The sequence below is a fragment of the Richelia intracellularis HH01 genome, from assembly GCF_000350105.1.
GTDB lineage: Bacteria > Cyanobacteriota > Cyanobacteriia > Cyanobacteriales > Nostocaceae > Richelia > Richelia intracellularis.
Genome location: NZ_CAIY01000052.1, coordinates 60,393 through 85,585 on the forward strand (window position 1 = coordinate 60,393; position 25,193 = coordinate 85,585).

The following is a 25,193-nucleotide window of genomic DNA, read 5'->3' on the forward strand; positions in this document are numbered from 1 at the left end:
CCAATTCTTTCTTAAACTTTTCTAATTTGTAACCTCAATTTTTACAAAGGCAAAATTTGTTAGAAAATAAATTCAGGCTGAATATCAAATCCTATAAACCTATTTATTTACGAAGATAGCTTTATAATATAACTAAAGAAGATATTTATAAAAAATTATTCAGTACATATAATAAATGATTATTAAATTTTTTATATTTAGTTAATATAAAGCATATTCATCATGGAATAATACCCCATTTTAGCAGACATAATATTTTTTAAACAGGACTCTATTTTTATGCTTTTACTATTGTGCTAATTCTAGTTTATAGTCTTTGATATTTTTTGCTAAATTCTCTTACATCTCATGTAAGTATCTATATTCTTAGTGTTAATTTTACATCCTGGCACGTTATCCATAGGAATATAAACTATTTAGCCTTGTTGTCACCTATGAAACCTCTTAATGTTATGCCCCACGGTTATTTAGAAGGATTAGATAGATAAAAATATTTTTGTAGTATCGAAATACTACTTATTTAATACTTTTCATTGCTAAAAGTGCAGTTCCATATGCTGCTTCTATATTATGGGGAATAATTACAGGTACTCTTAAAAAATTTTTTCTGATTTGTCTCCATGTATCATTTACAGAACCACCACCAGTAGTATACACCAATGATAAGTTATCCGCGCCAAGTTGTTTTAATAGGTAATACCCTCGATTTTCTATACGGGCAATACCTTCTAACATTCCATGCAAAAACTTTGCAGTGTTATTTGGACGTGGTTTCATTCGTGGTGATAGGTGAGGATCATTAATAGGAAAACGCTCACCTGGAGCTAATAAAGGGTAATAATCTAAATTACTCAGTTTAGAGGGATCAATCTGTGCACTGAGATTTTCTAACTCCCCACTGGAAAAAAAATGCTTCAGTACTGCTCCACCCGTATTAGAAGCACCACCAGCCAGCCATAAATTCCCCAGACGATGGCTATAAATGCCATATTTAGAGTCTTCGATCTTGTTAGTACTGATTAGTTTTAATACTAATGTAGAGCCTAAGGATGTGACAGCTTCACCTGGGAACTTGGCCCCACTTGCTATAAAGGCTGCAATGCTATCGGTTGTACCAGCACATACAATACAACTTGCGGGGAAATGGTACTTCATGGAAATTTCTGAACATAATTATGCAATAGGGGTACCTGGGGCTACAACTTGTGGTAGGTTAATGTGAATAGAATAATCTTCAAGCCAATTAGGATACTGAAAATTTTCCACGTCATAGCCGAGTTTTAGTGCATTGTGGTAGTCAGTGATACCTAGTTTTCTATGAAGTATGAATCCCAGCCAGTCAGCCTGATGTAAAAAATATTTGGCGTTGCTGAAGTAAGATAATTTAGACATCCATATTAATTTAGCTAGGCTGGATGTAGTATTAAAGACAATGTGATTAAAAGGAACATTTTTTCGTAACTCTGAGAGTATTTCCACTGGGCATGCATCGTTATACATCATCGGGGCTTGTACTGGCTGGCCATAAGCATCACAGGTTAAGACTGTAGAAGAAGTACCATTAATTGCAATTGCATGTATGTTGAGTCGGAACTCTAACGGTATTTCCATAAGCAATCGACTTAAATACTTTTGCCAAACAACATATTCTCTAGCTTCTGTAATTTCCCAGTGGTATTGAATTTTTTTAACAATACATTTGTTTTCATCAATTACCACACCCCTCATTCCAGAAGTACCACAATCAATACCTAAGAAAAACTTATTACCTGATAAATTCTTACAATTCAATTTAATAAATAAACCATATATATTTTATAAGGTCATACTCAACCAAATCATTCGCGGTAGAGAAAGTGATATATTCCTAACTTATTGCAAACATTTACCAAGAATGTCAATGAGATAAGAAAAATTTTATAGGTGTTTATTCCAAAATATTTGAGCATTAAGCAACTTCTAAAATGTTTGATTATCTTCCAAAAATCATAAATGTGTTTGCATCTTGATTTAATACCCTGGGGGATATACCCTAGAATTTGGGTCTGAAAATTAAAGACTAGTGCCATATAGAAAGCAGCGTGGAGGGAAAGCATTGTGTTTTCTGACTTCCAACATAAAATTATATGTAACTTAGTTCTCCAAGATCTCAATTAACTGTTGCATATTGTAACAACATAGTTCCCACTCTTGGCAAAACAGTGAAAAGTAGTAAACGAATTGTTAACCTAAACTTGAAATCAGGAGGTTTGAAACAATGACAGATATTCAAGTGTATATTGCTCTTGCCATAGCCTTGATACCGGGCGTTTTGGCTTTCCGTTTAGGGATGGAACTCTATAGATAGGGTTTATTATGGTAATAACAGCTTGATTTTAACTTGGGTATCAGTCTCAATAGCTTAAATTTAGATTAAAATGATACCTGAGAAGGAGTAGGGAAATGAAAAAAGTGGTAAATGTGTTTTTCGTGGTGTTTGTCACTTTAACTCCCTTTTTCCTTGCTCCTCTTCTTATTCCCAATTGTAAGTATAATTGGTATATATAAAAACAGGTAGGAAGTCCAGCAAGCCTGATTTTTTTTCTGTATTAACCCGAAAATATACGTATATTAATTGTCAGAAAATGCAGTAATATTACAACTAAATAAAATTTGGCTTTTCAACTTGAAGGCTGTTTATAACATATCTGTTCGCTTTGTGAATTTCTATGGTGAATTAAATTTATGAACGCAATTCAACACTCTTTTTCCCCTCCACAACCAATACAGGAAAAGCCACATACTTCCAGACATAAACGTAACTTACGCCAGAGGTATTGCCGGGTTATGGCTATGGAAATGGGTCTTAAAATTGGAGTGAATTTAATAATAGCAACGGTTACTGTGTGTTCACTTGCTCGACTTTTACCTTATCATTGGTCCCAACAAGAAAAGTTGCGGGAGATCCGCACACAGGAAAAGTTGATGAAGGAAAATGTAGATAATTTAACAGTGGATTTTAGTCGCAACTTTGATCCCCATCAAAGGAAAACTATTATGCAGGAGCAGGGGTATAGATTTTCTCCTAATCAACTCCGGATAGTGTGGAGTAAATATCCACAGGAGAAACATCAATAAATTATTAATTGTCTTTATATTTATTGGGTCTTAGGTATAATGTTGTAATCTTGCAAAAATATCAAATCCAAAACTATTAAAATTAACATTCTACTGATTCTAAAATATCCATCCCAGGATTTTTAAAAACTTACCTTTATATAGGTTTGTTAATCACCATTTATCTCTGACTTGTTGATGTTATAAGTATTCAAGACATGAACATTAAAGGGTCATCACTTGTCTTCAACTTTTCACATTTGAATTGGGGTGGGTATTATTAATAAATGTACTTTTTACTAATGGTGGGTAATGTTATGAACTAATCCCCTAATGTAAGGGTGCAATATGTCAATCAGAACAGGTCGTTCTCTTTGATTTCGTCAATCTTTAGGTCTGTTTGATTTAAATACTTTTAATAAACTATAGTGATATTAATTTTGTTTATTAAATGGATTATATGAATATAGCTACTATAGGCCACTTCACAAATGCCAAAAAGTGGCTATTTTCATTTATAAACTATGATGTCTGAAGTTTTCGAGTTATTTGTAGCCATTCATTGCCTATTGAGAGTTCACCTGACATAAAACGCTTGAAGTATGAAACTAGCATGTCAAAAACTATAGGTAATTCCATATGATATACATATGAATAGTATGTATATCATATGTATATCATATGGAATTAGAGGTCAATGTCAATATTTTTTCTTGTGCCTGCAATTATAATTCCTATGGCCCATAGAAATTAATACGCATGATCTACCAGAATATATATATATATTCATAGCTGAGGTTATCCATAATATTGTTGATACTTAAACTGAAAATGCGGATTACAATTTATGGAATGACCCTACCTAGTCAGGGAATTGCTATTGCTGAACTTAGTGCAAGCACATTGAGATTTATTTGTGTTCCTATATCACATCATTATCTTAGTTCTAAGCAGACTAGGATGGCAGTAGAAATACTGCCATCAACAATTGATAAAATAGGTGTATTTGCAAATATTCTTCCAGAGGAAGTTTCCTGTATTATGACTGACTCTGAACTGACAGGGATTCAGCTGAGCCTCCCGCTATTTGCGATAAAGTTGCGGCAAATTTGCCTAATACCGAAATTATTAAAGCTTTGCTAAAGAGGTCTTACAAAAGGTGGATATCCATATTGGTTATGTCGATACCTTATTAATTGATTCTTACCATCCCCACAATTTAGGAGGTACAGGAAAAACCCCTAACTAGAAAATGTTGGAGGAATTTTCCCCTGGTATGCCTTGATTATTCGCTGGGGACTAACACCGGATAATATTTTAGATGACCTGATTCATGTTTATCCTAATGGAGTTGACTTATCCAGTGGATTAGAGTTTGTTCTTGGGAATAAAGATATTGACACGGTAGCTAAGTTATTTGCCAATCTAAAAAGTAAATTTGCTTCATAAAAAATGAGATTTGATATTATTCCATTTTATAAGCTTGGGTTTATTTTTAAGTACACACTATTTAAGCTGATTGCTATAAATAACTTGGGTTCTCTCAGAAATATAGGACAGTTATAGTTAGTCACTACTAAAAAAGAATAGAGCTTTTGAACAATAAATTTTGTAATAATTTATTTGGTATAAGATTATAAAATTATCCGGGGTAATCCAAATCTTCAGTATCATTGAGAATTTTATAAACTCAATTTAAATAGTGCTATTAGAAATGTTAGATTTTCAACCTCTAGGTTTTCAGCAATGTATTCTGAATACAATTTACGGGGATATGGTTTACTCTAGGAATGATTTACACTTTCGGGAAACACTACTACCAAAATCCCCTTTGGTTTTTTTGCATAGTTTGGGGGTGGGTTCATCCAGTTATGAATGGTCAAAGGTTTATCCCGCATTTGCCACTCGATATTGGGTTATTGCTCCTGATATTCTTGGTTGGGGAGATTCAGCTCATCCCAAAAGGGATTATTATCCCCAAGATTATTTAAACTTAATAAGAACATTACTTATGAAGGTGGCAGTCAAGCCTGCTTGGGTTGTTGCATCTTCTCTAACAGCTGGTTTGACAATTCGTTTAGCTATTCAAGAGCCACATTTATTTAAGGGATTGTTTTTAATTTCCCCTTCTGGTTATCGTGACTTTAGTAATAGGTATGGTCAAGATTTAATATCCCTATTTTTCAGTATTACTGGATTTGATCGCATTATTTATGAATTGGGTATTGTCAATAAGTTAGCAGTACGTACCTTTTTAAAGCAATTTCTATTTGCCAAATCTTCTTGTCTTAGTGATGAAATTGTTGATGCGTATTTAGCTTCTGCAGCAAAAATTAATTCGGAATATTCGGCTTTATCTTCCCTGAAAGGTAATCTTTACTTTGACCTAGCACAATATATACCAGATTTAAAAGTACCCACTATATTTGTTTGGGGAGAGCAATCTTGTTTTAATAGTCCTCACCATGGACAGAAATTGGCCTTGCTTAATTCTCAGTGGATTAAGAGTTTTCATATGATTTCTGGGGCTGGTGTATTACCTCATTTAGAGGTACCTGCAATTATTATTGGACTTCTTGATAAATATTTGGGATAAATAGTAAAAGTAGATATAAATAATTAGTGATATATAAAGAAATAAGTGCCCAAAGACAGAAAGTAAAAGTGCTACTATGGGGTTTCATTTGGTATTTTTCGGTTGAGCAATTCCCCGAAATGGTTTTGGCGAGGTGCTTCTCACAAACATCCAAATATGGAATTGCCACTGATAGTATCTTCACATCACATTACAATCGTTGACTTTTAACCAATACTTCACTGAGGAAAATTTCAACTAGACTTTTATACATATCTTACATGCCTTAGGCTTGAACACCAGGATTAATAGGGGTGTTTTGGAAAAAGCCAGATATCGAATGAAAACATCTACGAGAATACTTGTGCTACTAACTTATAATCCATCTGATGATCTATTCTCTTATCCATAGATGTTCGAAAAATACCCCTGCCATAACAGCCATTGTATTTATTACTTCTAACTAAGTAATATCATCTAAAGTTGTACTAAGTTGCATCCCTATGAAATGTAATTGTATTACTTAGGCATTTTTCTTTTTTATATTCTACGTGTGATGATACAAAGCTTGAGGTATAGGGTTTTCACTTCCAATTAGTATTACCTTTTTCTTACTTATTTGGAAAAATGAAAGAAAGCCTTCTCTTTGTTAAAATTAGTAACCTTAGTTAAATTAAGGATGATGACATTACCAAATCCACAAGTGGTAAATAACTTTTTGCTACCCGTAAAATGCAGCTGTGGGTGGCAGATAATTATTAAAAATGCACATCATAAAAACCATGCAGTGATTCCTACAGAACAAAATCCATAACACTGTTGTTTAGTGTTCAACACAAAAAGCTGAGAAATGCTAGTACCAGTTTGATCTCCTATTTACAAAGAGTTTTACTACCTTAATTCACAAAAATTTACTTTTTGATTATTTTCAATTCTATTTTCTGCTTATGAATTATTCCCATTTGCTAAAACTAATTGTGTTGAATGAAACGGTCAGCAAAACACTAATGACATTGCTGATGATTCTTTTCTGCACTTTTGGGTTGTTATCAGAGATTGCAGTTGCCCAAAATAAAACACTAATTAACAGCACCCCTATTCAACCATATCTGGACCAGGCAATTCAGAAGATGACTGAATTCAGTCTAGAAAATGGGATGAAGTTTATTATTCTGGAAAATCATGAAGCCCCTGTAGTTTCTTTTGTTACCTATGTGGATGTAGGTGGAGTGGATGAACCTGATGGAAAAACTGGTTTAGCACATTTTCTAGAACATTTGGCATTTAAGGGTACAACTTTAATTGGCACAAAAAACTACCAACTAGAGAAGCCTCTGCTTGAGCGATTGGATGAGTTGGACAAAAAAATTCAAGTCTTTGAAGAAAAAGGTAAACCCGATGAAGTTTCTGAACTCAAGACTAAATTCGATGCTACAGAAGTCTTAGCAACTAGAATTGTAGAACAAAATGAATTAGGGCGAATTGTGGAACAAGCTGGAGGTGTTGATTTAAATGCAACTACATCAACAGAGGCAACTCGTTACTTTTATAGTTTTCCTGCAAACAAATTGGAATTATGGATGTCTTTAGAATCTGAGCGCTTTCTGGATCCAGTATGGCGAGAATTTCACAAGGAGAAAAATGTAATTCTGGAAGAACGAAGGTTAAGAGTGGACAACTCACCTATTGGTCAGATGCTGGAAAAGTTTATTGGTACTGCATACACATTACATCCTTATAGAAGACCTGTAATTGGCTATAACCAAGATATACGTAACCTCACAAGAAAAGACATAAAGGATTTTTTTGTCACTCACTATATCCCGGAAAAAATCACCATCGCCATTGTGGGGGATGTTAGTCCTAACAATGTGAAAGAATTAGCCAAAGTTTACTTTGGGAGATATCAATCTACGCTTCAACCCAAAGGAGAACTAGAAATTAACATGGAGCCGAAGCAGGAGCAAAGGAAAAAAGTTATCCTCAAATTAAAATCCCAACCCTGGTACTTAGAAGGATATCACCGTCCTTCCATCAATCATCCTGATGACCCGGTATATAATATTATAGGTCGATTGCTGAGTGATGGTCGCACTTCCAGGCTGTATAAGTCTTTGGTAGAAGAACAAAAATTAGCTTTAACTGCCAAAGGTTTTAGTGGTTATCCTGGCAACAAGTACCCGAACTTAATGTTATTTTACGTCCTTACTGCACCTGGACAATCTGTAGATAAAGTGGCATCAGCTTTAAGTAAAGAAATTAATCTGTTGAAAACAGAGTTGGTTTCAAAAATAGAATTGGAACGCGTAAAAACTCAAGCTAGAGCAGAATTATTACGTGCCCTTGATTCTAATATGGGTATGGCACAGAAACTATTAGAGTATGAAGTAAAAACTGGTTCCTGGCGAAATTTATTTAAACAAATAGATGCCTTAGAAGCAGTAACCGCAAATGATGTTCTAAGGGTATCACAAACAACATTTACCCCAGACAATTGCACTGTGGGTAAATTGTTACCCCAGGATGGATATTAAAAGATAGGGATAACAGAGAGGGCAAGCTATTTGTTTATCTCTTTACCCTTTTACCCCTTTATTTATAAAAAGAAACGAAGAGATAATGGCACGTAAAAAAATCGGGTTTGTGACTTATTATTGGAGGAGGTTAATCTATATCCTGATAATTGCAAGCGCCTTCTTACTCACTAACTTTAAATTTTCTTGGGCTTCAACGGAAGCAAAGCATTATACAGACCTAACATTTCCACCATTGGCAGAGATTACGTTACCCAAATATGAACGGTATGTTTTGAATAATGGTATGGTAGTCTACCTCATGGAAGATCACAAACTTCCATTAGTTAGTGGTTCTATGGTTATTCGTACAGGTTATCGTTTAGAACCAGATGATCAAGTTGGTTTGGGAAGTTTAGTTGGTAACTTAATGCGAACTGGGGGAACTAAAAAGCATTCTGCCCATCAAATCAATCAAATGCTAGAACAAAAAGCTGCAGCTGTAGAAATATCCATTGGGGAGACTGCTGGGAGTGCTAGTTTTAGCGCATTGCGTGAAGATCTAAATATGGTATTTGGATTATTTTCAGAAATTATCCACGAACCAATATTTGCTCAGGATAAGCTGGATTTAGCTAAAACTCAAGAGAGGGGACAAATCGCGCGCCGCAATGATAGTCCTGATGTTATTGCCAACCGAGAATTTAAAAAATTAATATATGGTCAGGGTAGCCCTTATGCCCGTACTACTGAGTATGCAACTCTAGATAACATTCAACGCCCAGACCTGGTTAGATTTTATCAGCAATACTTCCAACCAAACAATATAATACTGGGAATTGTAGGGGACTTTGATGTAGCAAAGATGAAGTCCTTAATTCAAGATAGTTTTGGGGAATGGGAAACTAATACTGGAATAATGGCTAAATCTCCCACCCTCCCCAATGTATATCAGGTAACACCCAATGGTGTTTTTTTTATAAATCAGACTCAACTAACCCAAAGCAATATCCTTATTGGGCATTTGGGTGGACGATTTGATAGTCAGGATTATCCTGCCTTGGATGTATTAAATGGAGTTCTTAATGGTTTTGGTGGACGCTTATTTAATGAAATTAGAACCCGCCAAGGTTTAGCATACTCAGTATATGGTATATGGAGCCCGCGGTATGACTATCCGGGAATATTCATTGCTGGGGGACAAACCCGTTCCGATGCCACAGTGCAATTTGTCAGGGCTGTAGAAACGGAAATCAAGCGAATTCAAGATCAAACAATAACCCCAGAAGAACTAGCGTTTGCTAAAGAATCTACCCTTAATTCTTTTGTCTTTAATTTTCAAGATTCTGAACAAACCCTAGCTCGATTGATGAAATATGAGTATTATAACTACCCGCCCGATTTTCTCTTCCGATATCGTCGTGCAGTAGAGGCAACTACAGTTGCTGATTTACAACGAGTAGCAAATAAGTATCTGAGGCCTGATAATTTTGTTACACTGGTGGTTGGCAATCAACAAGAAATTAAACCGTCTTTAACAGAATTATCTGCTCAAGTTACACCCATCAATATAACTATTCCTGGTTCTTACAAAAATTGAAGTTGATAGAAAGTTGTTCTTTCTTGGACAAATTTCTTGAATAAGTAAAAACCTTTGTTTATTCTAACCTTTAATTCCAGTAGTAGAAATACCACGAATAAATTGCCGCTGAGCAATCAGGAATAGACCCAATACTGGTATCGTAGAGATGTTAACCGCTGCCATCATCAAAGGCCAATTGCTAGTAAATTGATCTTGAAATTCCGCCAGTGCTAGCTGCACAGTTTTTAACTCTGGGCGAGTGGTAAATACTAAAGGTTTAAATAAATCATTCCACTCCCCAATAAAAGTAAATAAAAATAATGTAACCAAAGCTGGGCGAGATAAAGGCAGCATTATTTGCCATAATATCTGTAGGTGACTTGCTCCATCAATAACAGCAGCTTCTTCGATTTCCACGGGAATGGTTTGAAAGTACTGTCGGAGTAAAAAAATACCAAATCCGTTAGCAGCAGTCGGTAAAATCATTGCCCAATAAGTGTTGATGAGGTGTCCCCATTTAAGTACTAGAAAAATCGGAATTACCAGCATTTGAAAGGGAATCACTAAAGTTACCAAGATAATTAATAGAATTATTTGTTTACCCCTAAACTTTAATCTTGCTAAAGCATAACCAGCAAAAGCAGACGTAATAATCTGAAAAGTTGTAACTGCCAAAGCCACTAAAGTAGAGTTGGCAAATGCACGTAAGAATTTACCTTGCTTCCAAGCTTCCAAGTAATTAGTCAAAGACCAAACAGGTGGGTGTAAAATTCCCATAGCTGTCATTGGTGGTGCCAGTGATGTTACAAAAACAACGAATAATGGTAGTAAAATAATAGCCATTCCTAAGAGGAGGACAGCAATACTTAACCAGAATGAATATTTGGGCTGCCAATTAGATTTATATATTAATGTCATTCAATCATTATGTTGGTTCACACTAGAGTATATACCCCTCCAAAGGCTAATCTATTACATAGTAGTTTGTTAAGTTAGATGGAAGAATCACCCCTGCTGATGAGAAAATAAGGTTACAGGCTGCTCGCCAATAGTATGGTTGTGGGAATTCGCCCTTGGTTGTCTCTCACTATTTTTAGTTCAGTCATAAGCTGGCCTCTAATCTTTCACCCTTAGGGTTGGCTTCATAAATTCATACCTTCCATCTCTTACAATTTGGTTTTTCATTTTGTAAGTCTAGTCAAAATTTCCAGAACGTTGCCCTTTGTTTATGGGATAAATTAAACGTTTAGTTTCAAATTCCTGATAATACCTAGGAGTAAAGATGACGATGCAGCAGCTTGCTACCCAATCTGAAATAGATTTTTCTAGTGAAATATACAAAGATGCTTATAGTCGCATTAACGCGATCGTGATTGAAGGGGAACAAGAAGCACATGAAAATTACATCACCTTAGCTGAAATGCTTCCAGAAGAGAATGAGCAACTAATTCGCTTATCACAGATGGAAAGTCGCCATAAGAAAGGCTTTGAGGCCTGTGGACGTAATTTGCAAGTTGCTCCCGACATGAAATTTGCCAAGAAATTTTTTGCGGACTTGCATCATAATTTCCACACTGCTTCAGCTGAGGGTAAAATCGTCACTTGCCTATTAATCCAATCTTTGATTATTGAGTGTTTTGCTATTGCTGCATATAATATTTATATACCCGTAGCAGATAATTTTGCCCGTAAAATTACTGAAAATGTTGTTAAAGATGAGTATACCCACCTAAATTTTGGAGAAGTCTGGTTAAAAGAAAACTTTGAAGATTCCAAAGCAGAATTAGAGGAAGCAAACCGCCAAAACCTTCCTATTGTTTGGAAAATGCTCAGTTCTGTAGAGGAAGATGCTGCTGTCTTGGCAATGGATAAAGAAGCTTTAGTAGAAGATTTTATGATTCAATATGGAGAGGCCTTAAATAATATCGGATTTAGTACACGCGATATTATGCGTCTCTCCGCATATGGATTAAGAAAAATTTAATAAAAAATTAAGGGGTGTTTTTATCACCCCAACTGTACAGAAAATCCAGACAAGAGGAGATGAAAGGGAAGACAAATTTAATCACAAATAAACTATCCAAATTCAAAACCCAAAATTACTATTAGGTAGACTCTTTTGTAGTTTTTTTAAAACTTAGTCACATCCTAACCCAAATTGGTAGCCAGCCTTTATGAAAGAACACGCCAAAATAAAATAGTTCATGTTTGGTCTTATTGGACATCTTACAAGTTTAAAGCACGCTCAATTAGTCGCCAGAGAATTGGGGTATCCTGAATATGCCGACCAGGGGCTTGACTTTTGGTGCAGTGCTCCACCCCAAATAGTAGATAGTATTACTGTTGCTAGTATTACAGGGCAGAAAATTGAGGGCTGCTATGTAGAATCATGTTTCTTGCCAGAAATGCTTGCTAACAGAAGGATAAAGACAGCAACCCGCAAAATCCTAAATGCCATGGCACATGCCCAAAAGCATAATATTGATATTACTGCTTTAGGTGGTTTTTCTTCAATTATTTTTGAAAACTTCAACCTGGAACAATTTCGCCAAGTTCGTAATATTGAGCTGGAATTTGAACGCTTTACTACTGGTAACACTCATACAGCGTATATTATCTGCCAACAAGTTGAACAAGCTTCACAGAAAGTAGGTATTGATTTACCAGAGGCAACTGTGGCAGTTTGTGGAGCTACAGGAGATATAGGAAGTGCCGTTTGTCGGTGGTTAGTCCAAAAAACAGATGTCCGCAATTTATTTTTGATTGCTCGTAATCAAGACAGATTGCAAGAATTGCGAACAGAGCTAGGTTGCGGGAAAATAATGTCATTAGAAGCAGCTTTGCCCTTGTCTGATATAGTGGTTTGGGTAGCAAGCATGCCTAGAGGCTTAGAGATAGAAAGCCAAATTTTTAGAAAACCTTGCTTGTTAATTGATGGTGGTTATCCAAAAAATTTGGCAACCAAAATTCAGCATCCTGATATTTATGTTCTTAATGGAGGAATTGTAGAACACTCTCTAGATATTGAGTGGAAAATCATGCAAGTTGTGAATATGGATGTTCCGGCAAGACAATTATTTGCTTGCTTTGCAGAGTCTATGCTACTGGAGTTTGAGAGGTTATACACTAACTTTTCTTGGGGGCGGAATCAGATTACCGTAGAGAAAATGGAGCAGATTGGTCATTTGTCGATAAAACACGGGTTTAGACCCCTGCCAGTTTAGCCGTTTTCAGTTGTGAGGTATGAGTTTCAAAGTCAAGACTTTCATAATTTATAACTTATAGCTTATAAACCCATATTCAACATAAAATAAATCTTAAGATGTCAACCACCAAGCATAAAACTCTACTGTTAGATTTTGAAAAGCCGCTAGCAGAACTGGTAAATCGGATTGAACAGATTCGGGAACTAGCAGAAGAAAATGACGTGGATGTATCTGGTCAAATTCGCCAGTTGGAAGCTCGCGCTCAGCAACTGCGTGAGGAAATTTTTACTAGCCTATCTCCTGCACAAAGGCTGCAAGTAGCTCGTCATCCCCGCCGCCCTAGTACCTTGGACTATGTTCAGGCAATTAGTGATGAGTGGATGGAGCTGCATGGTGATCGTTGTGGTCATGATGACCCAGCCTTGGTAGGTGGTGTTGGTCGTCTAGATGGACAGCCAGTTGTATTTTTGGGCCATCAAAAAGGTCGGGATACAAAGGATAATGTGGCTCGCAACTTTGGCATGGCTTCTCCTGGAGGCTATAGGAAGGCTTTGAGGTTAATGGAACATGCCAATAAGTTTGGAATGCCTATTATTACATTTATTGACACTCCTGGAGCTTGGGCTGGGATGGAAGCTGAACATCAAGGACAAGGCGAAGCCATTGCTTATAACCTCCGAGAAATGTTCCGCTTTGAAGTGCCTATTATTTGTACTGTTATTGGTGAAGGGGGTTCCGGTGGTGCTTTGGGAATCGGAGTTGGTGATCGCCTACTTATGTTTGAACATGCTGTTTATACAGTTGCTACCCCAGAAGCCTGTGCTGCTATTTTATGGAAAGATTCTAGTAAATCTCCTCAGGCTGCAGTTGCCTTAAAAATTACTTCCCACGACCTCAAAGAACTGGATATAATAGACCACATACTAACAGAGCCTTCTGGTGGAGCTCATACTGATCCTTTATCTGCAGCGAAAACACTCAAAGAAGCTTTGTTAGAAAACTTAGCATTAGTAGCTCATCTAACACCTCAAGAAAGACAGCAACAGAGGTATGCAAAATTCCGTAAAATTGGTGTTTTTACGGAAAACGCACGCAAGCAATAATGAATCCGGCCGATCACATTAATACCACCGCGACAAATGGCTATGGCATATTAACCTGAGTAATCTCAACCTGGCATCATTCATCATACCTGTTAAAAATAAATAATTACTTAAAATCTATAACTTCCTATCAGTATGTTTCAGGATAATATTTACACTGAACTGCCTACTTTTCAAGAAAATAGGTTATAATATGGTTATATGTTGGAATATAATAGATTTATTGCTGCTCTGACTACCTCAAATAAAAAACTGTAATCTATGATTACCTTATATCAGGGTTGATAATAGCATAATTTGTAGTAATTCATAATGTCAGAAGCCATTATTAAGGTTTATGGCCTCAAAATGTGTCTTACAAGTACAAGTCTTTAAGGCAGAATACCAGGGTCTTAATTGGATAATAAAGGAATTGCCAAATATACTGAGACAATAAATAGCATGAGTATTGAGCCAAAACAACGTGCCTTAATTACTGGTGCAAGTAGTGGAATTGGGAAAGCTACGACTATAGCATTTGCAGGTGCAGGGATTGATGTAGCCTTGGTTGGTCGTTCTTTTGAGAAGTTAAAAGTTGTTGCTACTGCTGCCGAAAATATGGGAGTTATAGCTAAAGTATATCCTGTAGACTTTAGCTATATTGACCAAGTAGAACCCAAAATGCTTGAAGTTGCTAGTGATTTTGGGGATATAGATATATTAATCAATAATGCTGGTATAGCTTACACTGCTAATCTTCAGGACACTCCATTAAAAGATTGGCAAGATGTTATTAATATAAATCTCACAAGTGCCTTCCAGTGTACCATGGGGGTTTTACCTTCCATGCGGCAAAGAAGAATAGGGACAATTATAAATGTTGCCTCAATTGCTGGACAAAAGACATTTCCCGGTTGGGGTGCTTACTGTGTCAGTAAGGCTGGTTTAATTGCCTTTTCCCAAGTTTTAGCTCAAGAAGAAAAAATTAATGGAATTCGTATAACCACTATTTGTCCGGGTTCTGTAAATACGGAATTATGGGATACAAAAACAGTAAATGCTGGTTTCGACCGTTCCTGCATGCTAAATCCGGAAATTGTTGCTCAGTCGATTCTATATATAGCATCTTTACCACAACAAGCGGTGGTTGATGAGTTAACCCTCATATCTAGTGCGGGTATACTATAAAGTATATGGAAATATAGATTTCAGATAGTAGTAAACTCATTGAAGGCTATTTATTGTAATATCGTCCTCCATCTATAGCAGATACAGAACATTTTACAAAAACTAACATCATGACTATTGCTGGCTCCGAAAGTTTTAAATCTTCTCAACCCCCTCTAAATACTAGTTTACCGAAGGCTGTGAACGGTACTAGGCCAGATCGTAATACTAATAATGGCAAGCAGGCTAGCTTCAATCAACCAACAGAAAAAGATATGGAGCGTATGCAAGAAGCAATTGAAATATTATTGTTGGGACTGGGAGAAGATCCACAACGAGAAGGGCTACTCAAAACACCAAAGAGAGTGGCAGAAGCCATGATATTCCTCACTAGTGGTTATAGACAATCCCTAGAAGAATTAGTTAACGGTGCTATTTTCGATGAAGGCCATAATGAGATGGTATTGGTAAGGGATATAGATATTTTTAGCCTGTGTGAACATCATATGCTGCCCTTTATGGGTAAAGCTCATGTGGCTTATATTCCTAATCAAAAGGTAGTAGGATTAAGTAAATTAGCTCGGATTGCAGAAATGTACTCTCGTCGTCTACAAGTCCAAGAAAGACTGACAAGACAAATTGCCGAAGCAATACAGGAGATTCTCAATCCTCAAGGTGTTGCTGTTGTTATTGAAGCTAGTCATATGTGCATGGTAATGCGTGGGGTGCAAAAACCTGGTTCTTGGACTGTTACTAGTGCAATGCTTGGAGCTTTCCAGCAAGAGCAAAAAACAAGGGAAGAATTTTTGAGCTTAATTCGTCATAAGCCAGGATTTTCCTAAATATTTTCCCTATTGAGCTTGAGGAGCTATATCTTATCTAGGAGTCGCAATCTAATTGATTTGGTTTGAATCAAACTAATTTATAGAATTAGTATTGCTATGAGATAGAAGCTAAAAAGTCATATATATAAGTGAATCTTGGAAATTATACAGAAGATAGTTTGTAGGGTTTTCTTTCTTCCTTGAATATGAGTATAGTAATTTGCCACTGAATAATTTTATAAGTTTCAGAATCTCTCCCCAAATTACTTTCTACAAGTAAGACTTTTAGTATTAATTTAAAAACTTAAACTATGATAAGATATTTGCATGTCTTGATATTTCTATCATAATTAGAGAATCTATACTGGCTTCCTGCTTTTATACTTAGTTAAATTTATGGAAGAACTTAATTTGAGGTAACAATTATTAGTGAATTAATATTTACCTAATATTAATTTCGCTAGTGCAAACTCTAATTATTTTACCAAAATTAATACCGGGTTTTTATATACTCAAAACATATTAATATATTCTCGTAGTATAACTCAATTTTTCACTTTTCTTTCAGATATAATTTTAGATTTTAAATAAACTTACCTAAAAGTAATTATAATTCAATTTGAAATCTATAGTTCAGAACCTATATATAGAAAATTATAGATATTTGGGATATATTCGACTTTTTATATTTATTAATATCGTGCGAGTAGCTTATTAATAATCAGGGCATAGTATGATCGCTGAAGTTTTTAGGTTAATTAACTTGTCTGTTTTAGTCATACCAACATAGCAATAGGTTTTACTGAGTAAAATATCAGAAAAACTTTTACTTGGTAAACTTTTAACTATACCGAATTAGTCTAAAGCCGAGTCTTCTAATATCTGTTGGTAAACCTTATCAGTTTTTTGAGCTAATTTATACCAATCAAATCTTTCTTTTAATTGTTTATAAGCATTATCAATTAACCATTGTCCATAGCTAGGATTTTTTAAAACTTCTAAAATTCCCCCAGCAAGAGAATCAGGATTGTTTGTCTGAGTAACAATTCCTGTTTTCCTATGTTGTACAACTTCTGGTAATCCCCCCGTATCAGAAACTATAACGGGAACACGTGCAGCAAAACTTTCCAAAGCCACAATACCAAATGGTTCATAGAGACTAGGAAACACAGCACAGTCAGCGATAGTTTGAAATTTATCCAAATTATCATCGGACATGAATCCAGTAAAATAACACTTGTGCCAGATACCCAGGTTTCCAGCTATTTGTTTGAAATGCTCCGCATTGCCTCTACCAATAATCACAAATTTGACATTATTTCCCATGGATCTTATTACTTGTGGGGCTGCATTTAATAAAACTGAAACTCCCTTTTCGTATGTCATTCTTCCCACATAGTAAACTATTTTTTCCTCATCTGTCGCAAATTGACGACGAAATTCCTGAGCTTGAAAATTACCATCTTGTTGTTTTTTCTCTGGGCGAATACCATTGTAAATTACATCTATCTTGTCCCTCGAGGCACGAAGTACCGATTTTACCTCACTTTGCATATAATAGGTGCAAACAATTATCCTCCATGCATGATAGGCTAGAATCTCTTCTTTGCTGTTGATATAATGCTGTGTAGTATTATGAATACCATTATTACGTCCCCACTCAGTTGCATGAATTGTAGCAACTAAGGGCAATTTGAAGTTATGCTTAAGAGCAATTGCAGCATCTCCAACCAACCAATCATGAGCATGGATGAGACCGAATGAACATTCTTCGCTGATAAGCTTGCCCCCATGAGCACCCATAGCGTGATTCATATTTTCTATCCAATGGAAAAAGTCATTTCCTGAATGAACAGATATCCTATGTACATGAATTCCTTCGACTTCTTCATATATGAGGTTTCTATTATAATTGGGGGTAATTAGATGAATTTCATATCCTAATTTGACTAGTTCCGGGTATAATTCCGACACATGACGGGCAATTCCTCCTATAATCCTTGGTGGAAATTCCCAACTCAGCACTAGTATCTTCATTGAGTCTAATCCCCTGCTACTGACAAATGCACAACATAGCAGCTATTATATTTAATCTAGTAAATGATTTCATACAGGGTGAAAAACCCCCATATTCCTCTTCTTACAGTTATTCCAAATTATTCATTTGGTCTAAGTTCTGGGATTTTGTGCCAAACAAAAAAACTTCAACAGCAAATCTGCTACCCTATATTTTCAATGGTTGTAGCTATTAAAACCGTATTATGATGTATGCATCTAATGTGTTGATTATAGCCACTTGATTTTTTTTTAATCATTTGAAAATACTCCAATACCTAACTTTTATTGGGGTAGATATAATAAATATTTTAATTATAATTAGTATTATTAATGCTTAAGCACACGTATGTTTCAGTGGTCTGCTTAGCTATTTAGTTGCTAAATTATAAGTAACAATTATAAATCCAAGAATAAAACATAATGTAAAAATCTGTCTGGTCATAATAATAAACATTAAACTAACTTTCCATGGAATTACATTCATAAGTTAAATCAGATAATCAGAAACAAAAAATTACTATAGGAATAACTGTTTCTGAACTTATTCACTTTATAAATAAGGGTTTCTACAAATTGATTAATTTTCTTAGAAAATACATATTTACAAATTTAGCTAAGTTAGCAGGACGTAGATAATGATTAGTTAGAGTTTTTGGCTGCCTAATAAGGAAATAAGCCAAAATAACATATAGTATTTATGTCCTATTCTTTTTACCAATTTCTAATTGGAAATTTTCCGTAATTTTTTTTCAGCTTCAACTATTATTGATAAGATTACCTAACTTATTAATGGATGATTATGCAAATCAATCTTGATTGAAGTTTCTTCTATCTAAATAATTTGTTAATGGAATATTTAAATAACAACGCTAAAGCCCCATAATAATATATTTAACTTTATATTGTGAATTTATCAATTATTATAAGGACGACTAGAAAAAAATCAATGGTATTTTTTTGGAAAACTTCTTTTATGTACTATATCAATAATTAGTGAGTGTTATGCTTGTAAGCAATATTAGAAAGCTTAATCTTCTTAGTATTTAAGTGAAGTATATACGAATTCATTATTTATATATTCATAACTAGTATAAATATATAAATCACTATTAGTGCCTATAATAAAATTGACTGAACACAATAATTATATTGAGGTTCCCAATATCTAAGTTATAGTATTAGCAGTTATATGATAAATAGTTAAATAACTTACTATAGACACTTATATGGTTAGCATTATAAGCCTTAATTACATAGTAAAATTTCGAGAAAGTAATATATTAAATATATTCTAAAACTAGCTAGTAATCTTTGATAACAAATTAGCTTACTAACTATCCAGATTGATGGTGAATTGAATGGTAAGTCTGTTATTTAATAAATGATAGTTTATCTTGATAAAAGAATATAAATAGCTTTTGAACAATATAATTGGATATCGAAATTAGATTCTTAGTTATTAGTCAACAAATTGGGGCTTTTGTAATTTTACTATAATCCTAGCAACGGAATAATGATTAGTATGATTCATTATTAGTTAAAATACTTTAAATGTCTTTGTAGGCAAGTTTATGATTCTAAGTTACCTAGAAATCACTTCGGGGCCTTAGCATCTAGTCAATCTTGGTAAGACATCAAAAAAATATAAAGGGCAATTATAGGAGTTATTTATTGAAGAGACTACGGGAATAAGGAGATAGGCGGCTTTTATATTTTTCTACATCTACTTTCAAGGCTTTTATCTATAGGTCTTGATTTTAAAGGCAGAAAGAACTTGGGACATGTGATAGTCATCTGATAAATTTTCTTATCTTTGTTTATTCATGTCTACAGTTTTTATATCGCTTGTAATCTAAGTGAGTTGTTTGGTGTCTTAGCATCAAATAAAACCACAATCATGTCAATATAGCTGAAACCAATTAGTCTACCATAGGAATATAAAAGTTAAAAATGATGTATATAGTCCGATCCCTCCTTCAAACGTTTCGTAGTCGGAAAATGGCAGTTATATTACTGGTTGGTTTTTCTTCCGGTATGCCATTATTTTTAACAAGCAAGACACTACAAGCCTGGATGACAGTTGAGAATGTTGATTTATCAACCATAGGTTTATTTAGCTTGGTCGGTTTACCTTACTCCCTAAAATTTCTGTGGTCGCCTTTATTAGATAGATTTTCACTACCACTTTTAGGTAGGCGGCGGGGTTGGTTAATTACACTGCAGATTGGCTTACTGTTAGCAATTGCCTGTATGGGTTTGCAACAACCAAAACAAGCATTACAATTGTTAGTGATTAATGCCTTAGTCATATCTTTTTTGAGTGCATCTCAGGACGTTGTCGTTGATGCTTACCGTGCTGATGTACTTAAGCCATTGGAGATGGGTATAGGTACAGCAGTTTATGTTACTGGTTATCGAATTGCACTTTTACTTGCTGGTGCATTAGCACTTATTCTTGCCGATATAGTATCTTGGTCAGTAGTTTATTTTTCCATGGCTGGGTGTATGGTATTGGGAGTCTTAGGAACTTTATTTGCACAGGAGCCCGAAGAGTTAAACCCTCCTACATCCATTAAGGAGGCAGTAATTTTGCCTTTTGGAGAATTTTTTCAACGTCAGGGTTTATTCCAAGGTTTTCTGATTTTACTCTTTATTGTTCTATATAAGTTGGGCGATGCTTTTGTAAATAATATGTCCACATCTTTTTTGCTACAAACTGGCTTTACTCAAACAGATATTGGCACAATTCAAGGTGGTATGGGTTTAATAGCTACTATAATTGGTACTTTGGCAGGGGGTGCTTTACTCAGCCAAATTGGTATTAATCGTTCCCTATGGATATTTGGAATTTTACAGGCATTAAGCAACTTATCATATCTAGTACTAGCAAGTGTTGGTAAAAACTATCAGTTTTTACTAGCAGCAATCAATATTGAAAACTTTTGTGCTGGTTTAGGGACTGCCGCATTTGTTGCCTTTCTGATGAGTTTGTGCGAACAGCGTTTCTCTGCTACTCAGTATGCTTTGCTTTCTAGCTTCATGGCTGTGAGCCGAGATATTTTAGTTGCTCCTGCAGGTGCATTGGCAAAAAGTACTGGTTGGTCATTTTTTTTGTTATCAGTTTTTTTGCTGCATTACCAGGGATACTCTTATTGCCATTCTTTGCACCCTGGGATAAACAACTAGTAGCAATCCCTAGACCAGGAACTACAGATCAAGGACAAGATTCATGGGACACAAAATAGTTGTTTTTACAGCTACATTTATTCTTTTTATTTCTGGGTTATTACTAGGTTATGTTATTTCCCAATTAGTTTTAGGCTTTTTGCCTCTCAATTTGATAACATTTTTGGGTGCATTTAGCCTAATTATTATTTTTGGAATTGTTTACTATGCATTGTTTTGGGATTTGAAGAAACAACAATCCCAGTCTCCCTCACTTGCTGGTATTAATTCTCCCAGTGTCGATGGAATGCCCTATAATAAACGTAATAAAGAAAACCAACCCTCAGGGACACTGAATCCTAGTTTGGAAAATAAACTGGTTAGTTTGTTGAATGGGGATGTTAATGTAGCAGAGAGACTAGTTAATCAAGTGAAACAGGACTATCCTGGTATGCCGGAAAATTGGTACTGGGAAAGAGTAATTGCTGACTTAGAACGTGATCGACGTTGACTATTAAACTACATATTGTTGGACAAGGTACATTAGATTTATTTGATTTTATTTGATTTTGTATATTTGTGACTATTTAACTACTAACTAATATTAAAATAGATTAAAAAGCTATGATAAGTTATCTATACCTTGGCAATTTGAAAGCATGGTTGTATTTCGTCAGCATATTATTCCCTTCCTTGTGATAATTGCATTTTTATTCGCATTGGTAGTAGTCAGTGCCCGTATATTTTTACCCTCAGATATGGCTAAACCAGCACCTATTGTCAGCGAGTTTGAACAGAGCAAATTATATATTCCTCTCAGCAAAGCACTACATTAGGTAGTGCTTTGCTGGTCATAACTACAGAACAGGTATTTCTAAGTGTATATAGTTATACTTATCTTTCTCTGTTTTAAACATAGTGATAAACTGAAGCCTATTATTTGGTAGTTGTATTTTACAATGAGAGACTAATATGAAATTCACCATGGTTAGACAATTGAAATGAGCCCATTTTAATCAGAAAGCTCACATAAAAATACTTACATGTAGTTCAAGGTTTTCCTCATTCAAAATAAACTGTCATACGATATCCCTCAACTATATTTCTTTGTAGGGGGTTTCTTTTTCGCCCTTCTGCACCTAAAAGCTTAAAGTATTAGCAGGCTAGCCAAATCATGTTTTAAACATATTACGACCATAATATAAGTATTTTCTTTTTCTATATTTTGTTAAAATACCGTTATGATAATAGTACTAAAAAATTTAATACAAAAATTCAAGACCTCAGTAAACACACAAGTACTCGATAAATGGAATTATAAGTATCTATAAGGAGTATAGCTATACTCTACCTAATATCATATATAAAAGGTTCCGCCACAATTCGCAATCTAAATGTAAGATTCAACTCATAACATATGAATGTAATGTATGATTATAGTAAGAGAAATTAGACCTAATAAAGCTTAGCTAATTCCTAAACAATATTGTAAAACTTGCATTTTCCTGTACTTTTGTAATGCTAGGAACTATTAAAAAATACAGTCCAGTTGAAAATATTGGATAATAAAAAGCATTAATTAATAAATTAAATTTAAGATATGAAAATTTGTTAATTATGGGTAAAAGCTTTCAATTCTATTCCAATACAATCAAAGATTACTATTATTACTGATTATTAATACTCAAGAGAATTCAAATAGGATAGAACTTTTATGCTGGGACTTAAATTTTATTAAGCCTGCCAATTAGGCATAAAATAAATTGTTTATTTTGAAATAAATATTTACAACTGTGTAGTTCAAAACAAATGTCTGTTTCAAATTTGTTGGGTAATAACTCATAATTTAAGTTAAGGTACGATGATTATATCCATTTATGAAACTTGCATGTATTATCCAGTTAGGTGTGTCGCTGATCATAAACTAGTGCTTTCTTCACTTTCATCAACTGATGCTCATCTCTTGTGAGTATGACCTTGCTTTTTGCAAAAACAATTCAATTTTTATTTTTCTGTATTATGAGAGCCCTGAATGAGAATTTAAAATTTATGAGTTATTAATTTATTAACCTAATTAAAATACTCAGTTAATGGTTCTAACAAATGTTATTTTATCCTCTAATAATTAAATTTTATAAACTAAAGCACATTCCGCAAACCATGATAACCAATAATTCATAGCAATGGGTTTAAGCAAGTTCCATTTCAACATGTCTATATAATTCAAACGTAAATTAACATTTGAATTATCATTAAGAAAATAATTAGCTTTGAGAATTAGACAAGTGATTTCTAAAATCCAATCCAAAGTCGCTGTTTGGGTTTTTCTACATCTGACTATTAAGTTTACTATCACCTCTTATTTCCAAACAAGCTATTAACTAGTAGTTCACTATTAATTAGGCTTTCACTTTTGGGGGTTTATATATATCCCTAATTAGGATATAGTCCCAATTGGGGATGATATAAAAATCAAGTATGTATGACGAAGAAGAACTAAAACTGTTAGACCATGAAATAGGGTTAGATGAACCCTTTGATCCTTTAGATAAAATTGAGCCACTAAATAAAGAAGAAGTAATAAAGCCAGATATAGGGGAAATGTTAGCTTTATTAAAAAACCCCCAGCCCCAGCAAAGAATGTTGGCAGCACGTGCTTTTTGTGATATTGAGGATTCCAGAGCAACACAATACCTGATTTGTCTGTTGACAGATGCATGTCCTCTAGTCCGATTGAGTGTGGCTTATGCTATTGGACGCAACCCTAGTCCGGAAGCAGTAGAACCACTAATTAAGCAACTAAACCAAGATTGGAATGGCTATGTGCGTAAGGGTGTAGTATGGGCACTGGGAAATTGCCGTGATCATCGTTGTTTAAAGCCCCTAGTTGATTCTCTAAAAATGGATATACCTGCGGTTAGGTTATGGGCCGCTAGTTCTTTAGCACAAATGTCTGATGTAGATTATGAAACAATACTAGGTGCGATTCCACCACTAATAGAAGCTTTATTAAAAGATATAATGGCTGCAGTCAGGAGTAATTGTGCTTGGGCTATTGGCAAATTGTGTAAGGAGTTACCATCTAATATTGTCTATGGTGCTGCCATTGATGCTTTAATTGAGTCTTTTGCAGAGGACAAAGATTTAGGTGTGCGGGAAGATTCCAAAACAGCCATCTTAAGTCTTGGAGATCCCAGAGGCTTGCAATTGATAGAAACTCTGCAAGAAGAAGGTTGGTTTCTAGGAAAATAAGAATAGGTAAATTGGAAATTAGTATGGTGTGGGAAATATTTAAACATCTTTCTCCTTAACTATTTCTCTCACTTCTAGTTCCTGAAATCATTAATTCAATAAGTATCAATCACACAGTAACTTTATGCTATACGGACATTAGAAAATAAGAATTATTGAAAATTTAGAATAGCAGATTTGCATCCCCTCTGAATTTAAAAAAGGCAAAAATGCTATTTTTTAGCTATCACCTAGTAACATAATCTTACTTAAGATAAGCCATGATAGACTATCATTCCTTATTTATCTGAGGAAACTTGCTTTCTTTATCCACTAATAATTCAGTAAGGTTTAAAAAAAGTATATTTAAAATATGTATTAGAATAGTAATAAAATTATTATTAAAAGAGTAGTAATAACATATTAATAATTATCAGCTATACAATACCTTCGATTGACTATGAGATGAATCTCCTGACTCAGGTTATAAGAATAAATTTTAGTAGCTAAATATAAAAACAATGTTAAGAAATATCCAAAGTTCTTATCAGTAAAAGACTTCGTAGTTAAGATTTTATATTTTTAGTTTTTTATTTAATAAAAAACTAAGTTTCAGATTATATTTTATTTATCAGGACTATTATAAATAGTGGATTTTTATTATCTCTTTACCATCAGATAAACTCATAATAGT

17 protein-coding genes and 2 pseudogenes are annotated in these 25,193 nt (G+C 34.5%); 16 read left to right on the forward strand and 3 right to left on the reverse strand.

From position 1 onward, the window contains the following. Nucleotides 1-516 precede the first annotated feature (516 nt). Nucleotides 517-1,791 (reverse strand): annotated as a pseudogene (locus tag RINTHH_RS06595) (FGGY-family carbohydrate kinase). A 466-nt stretch (nt 1,792-2,257) separates the two neighbouring features. Between RINTHH_RS06595 and psaM the strand changes: the two are divergent. From psaM to RINTHH_RS06625, 7 genes are all read left to right on the forward strand, one after another. Beyond that, a complete protein-coding gene (gene psaM / locus RINTHH_RS06600; RefSeq protein WP_044304802.1) occupies nt 2,258-2,347 on the forward strand; it encodes a photosystem I reaction center subunit XII in 90 nt (29 codons plus the stop codon). A 377-nt stretch (nt 2,348-2,724) separates the two neighbouring features. Next, nucleotides 2,725-3,117 carry a slr1601 family putative cell division protein gene (locus RINTHH_RS06605; RefSeq protein ID WP_008234480.1) on the forward strand — a complete coding sequence of 131 codons (393 nt, stop codon included), beginning with the start codon at nt 2,725-2,727 and terminating at the stop codon, nt 3,115-3,117. Nucleotides 3,118-3,927: 810 nt separating this feature from the next. Next, complete coding sequence (locus tag RINTHH_RS11560; protein WP_155943933.1) at nt 3,928-4,239, forward strand: beta/alpha barrel domain-containing protein; 312 nt, start codon at nt 3,928-3,930, stop codon at nt 4,237-4,239. A gap of 138 nt (nt 4,240-4,377) precedes the next feature. Then, nucleotides 4,378-4,545, forward strand: coding sequence for a phosphoribosylanthranilate isomerase (gene trpF / locus RINTHH_RS11565; protein WP_008234493.1), 168 nt, complete (start codon nt 4,378-4,380; stop codon nt 4,543-4,545). Between the two features lie 265 nt (nt 4,546-4,810). Next, on the forward strand, nt 4,811-5,692 hold the full coding sequence (locus RINTHH_RS06615; protein ID WP_008234495.1) for an alpha/beta fold hydrolase: 882 nt from the start codon (nt 4,811-4,813) through the stop codon (nt 5,690-5,692). Nucleotides 5,693-6,618: 926 nt separating this feature from the next. After that, a complete protein-coding gene (locus tag RINTHH_RS06620; RefSeq protein WP_044304803.1) occupies nt 6,619-8,205 on the forward strand; it encodes a M16 family metallopeptidase in 1,587 nt (528 codons plus the stop codon). An 85-nt stretch (nt 8,206-8,290) separates the two neighbouring features. After that, nucleotides 8,291-9,784, forward strand: coding sequence for a M16 family metallopeptidase (locus tag RINTHH_RS06625; protein WP_008234501.1), 1,494 nt, complete (start codon nt 8,291-8,293; stop codon nt 9,782-9,784). 63 nt (nt 9,785-9,847) lie between these two features. Here the strand turns inward: RINTHH_RS06625 and RINTHH_RS06630 are convergent, their stop codons facing one another. Continuing rightward, nucleotides 9,848-10,684: a carbohydrate ABC transporter permease gene (locus RINTHH_RS06630; protein ID WP_008234502.1), complete on the reverse strand. Its 837-nt coding sequence runs from the start codon at nt 10,682-10,684 to the stop codon at nt 9,848-9,850. A 370-nt stretch (nt 10,685-11,054) separates the two neighbouring features. On the opposite strand from RINTHH_RS06630, the gene RINTHH_RS06635 reads away from it, so the two are divergent. From RINTHH_RS06635 to folE, 5 genes are all read left to right on the forward strand, one after another. Beyond that, the gene (locus RINTHH_RS06635; protein ID WP_044304804.1) at nt 11,055-11,750 is read left to right on the forward strand and encodes an aldehyde oxygenase (deformylating); all 696 of its coding nucleotides are present in this window, start codon (nt 11,055-11,057) and stop codon (nt 11,748-11,750) included. A gap of 220 nt (nt 11,751-11,970) precedes the next feature. Continuing rightward, nucleotides 11,971-12,990, forward strand: a complete 1,020-nt coding sequence (locus tag RINTHH_RS06640) for a long-chain acyl-[acyl-carrier-protein] reductase (protein WP_008234504.1) — start codon at nt 11,971-11,973, stop codon at nt 12,988-12,990. 98 nt (nt 12,991-13,088) lie between these two features. Beyond that, a complete protein-coding gene (gene accA, locus RINTHH_RS06645; RefSeq protein ID WP_008234505.1) occupies nt 13,089-14,075 on the forward strand; it encodes an acetyl-CoA carboxylase carboxyl transferase subunit alpha in 987 nt (328 codons plus the stop codon). A 441-nt stretch (nt 14,076-14,516) separates the two neighbouring features. Beyond that, nucleotides 14,517-15,242, forward strand: a complete 726-nt coding sequence (locus RINTHH_RS06650; RefSeq protein ID WP_008234506.1) for an SDR family oxidoreductase — start codon at nt 14,517-14,519, stop codon at nt 15,240-15,242. A gap of 110 nt (nt 15,243-15,352) precedes the next feature. Continuing rightward, nucleotides 15,353-16,063 carry a GTP cyclohydrolase I FolE gene (gene folE / locus RINTHH_RS06655; RefSeq protein WP_008234507.1) on the forward strand — a complete coding sequence of 237 codons (711 nt, stop codon included), beginning with the start codon at nt 15,353-15,355 and terminating at the stop codon, nt 16,061-16,063. Between the two features lie 837 nt (nt 16,064-16,900). On the opposite strand, the gene RINTHH_RS06660 is transcribed toward folE, so the two are convergent. Beyond that, nucleotides 16,901-18,082, reverse strand: coding sequence for a glycosyltransferase family 4 protein (locus RINTHH_RS06660; RefSeq protein ID WP_008234508.1), 1,182 nt, complete (start codon nt 18,080-18,082; stop codon nt 16,901-16,903). A 1,974-nt stretch (nt 18,083-20,056) separates the two neighbouring features. On the opposite strand from RINTHH_RS06660, the pseudogene RINTHH_RS06665 reads away from it, so the two are divergent. From RINTHH_RS06665 to RINTHH_RS06680, 4 genes and pseudogenes are all read left to right on the forward strand, one after another. Next, a pseudogene (locus tag RINTHH_RS06665) lies at nt 20,057-21,348 on the forward strand (AmpG family muropeptide MFS transporter). After that, nucleotides 21,333-21,779: an ABC transporter permease gene (locus RINTHH_RS06670; RefSeq protein ID WP_008234510.1), complete on the forward strand. Its 447-nt coding sequence runs from the start codon at nt 21,333-21,335 to the stop codon at nt 21,777-21,779. The pseudogene RINTHH_RS06665 and the gene RINTHH_RS06670 overlap by 16 nt, the downstream one beginning before the upstream one ends. Nucleotides 21,780-21,927: 148 nt before the next feature. Next, the gene (locus tag RINTHH_RS11040) at nt 21,928-22,104 is read left to right on the forward strand and encodes a hypothetical protein (protein WP_008234511.1); all 177 of its coding nucleotides are present in this window, start codon (nt 21,928-21,930) and stop codon (nt 22,102-22,104) included. 1,642 nt (nt 22,105-23,746) lie between these two features. Beyond that, entirely contained in the window at nt 23,747-24,520 is a 774-nt protein-coding gene (locus RINTHH_RS06680) for a HEAT repeat domain-containing protein (protein WP_008234512.1), read from the forward strand. The last annotated feature ends 673 nt before the right edge of the window (nt 24,521-25,193 follow it).

Bases quoted from the DNA above. Each gene is read 5' to 3' on its own strand.
- psaM (WP_044304802.1), top strand. From the start codon at position 2,258: ATGACAGATATTCAAGTGTATATTGCTCTTGCCATAGCCTTGATACCG.
- RINTHH_RS06605 (WP_008234480.1), top strand. From the start codon at position 2,725: ATGAACGCAATTCAACACTCTTTTTCCCCTCCACAACCAATACAGGAA.
- RINTHH_RS11560 (WP_155943933.1), top strand. From the start codon at position 3,928: ATGCGGATTACAATTTATGGAATGACCCTACCTAGTCAGGGAATTGCT.
- RINTHH_RS06615 (WP_008234495.1), top strand. From the start codon at position 4,811: ATGTTAGATTTTCAACCTCTAGGTTTTCAGCAATGTATTCTGAATACA.
- RINTHH_RS06620 (WP_044304803.1), top strand. From the start codon at position 6,619: ATGAATTATTCCCATTTGCTAAAACTAATTGTGTTGAATGAAACGGTC.
- RINTHH_RS06625 (WP_008234501.1), top strand. From the start codon at position 8,291: ATGGCACGTAAAAAAATCGGGTTTGTGACTTATTATTGGAGGAGGTTA.
- RINTHH_RS06630 (WP_008234502.1), bottom strand. From the start codon at position 10,684: ATGACATTAATATATAAATCTAATTGGCAGCCCAAATATTCATTCTGG.
- RINTHH_RS06635 (WP_044304804.1), top strand. From the start codon at position 11,055: ATGCAGCAGCTTGCTACCCAATCTGAAATAGATTTTTCTAGTGAAATA.
- RINTHH_RS06640 (WP_008234504.1), top strand. From the start codon at position 11,971: ATGTTTGGTCTTATTGGACATCTTACAAGTTTAAAGCACGCTCAATTA.
- accA (WP_008234505.1), top strand. From the start codon at position 13,089: ATGTCAACCACCAAGCATAAAACTCTACTGTTAGATTTTGAAAAGCCG.
- RINTHH_RS06650 (WP_008234506.1), top strand. From the start codon at position 14,517: ATGAGTATTGAGCCAAAACAACGTGCCTTAATTACTGGTGCAAGTAGT.
- folE (WP_008234507.1), top strand. From the start codon at position 15,353: ATGACTATTGCTGGCTCCGAAAGTTTTAAATCTTCTCAACCCCCTCTA.
- RINTHH_RS06660 (WP_008234508.1), bottom strand. From the start codon at position 18,082: ATGAAGATACTAGTGCTGAGTTGGGAATTTCCACCAAGGATTATAGGA.
- RINTHH_RS06670 (WP_008234510.1), top strand. From the start codon at position 21,333: ATGGGACACAAAATAGTTGTTTTTACAGCTACATTTATTCTTTTTATT.
- RINTHH_RS11040 (WP_008234511.1), top strand. From the start codon at position 21,928: ATGGTTGTATTTCGTCAGCATATTATTCCCTTCCTTGTGATAATTGCA.
- RINTHH_RS06680 (WP_008234512.1), top strand. From the start codon at position 23,747: ATGTATGACGAAGAAGAACTAAAACTGTTAGACCATGAAATAGGGTTA.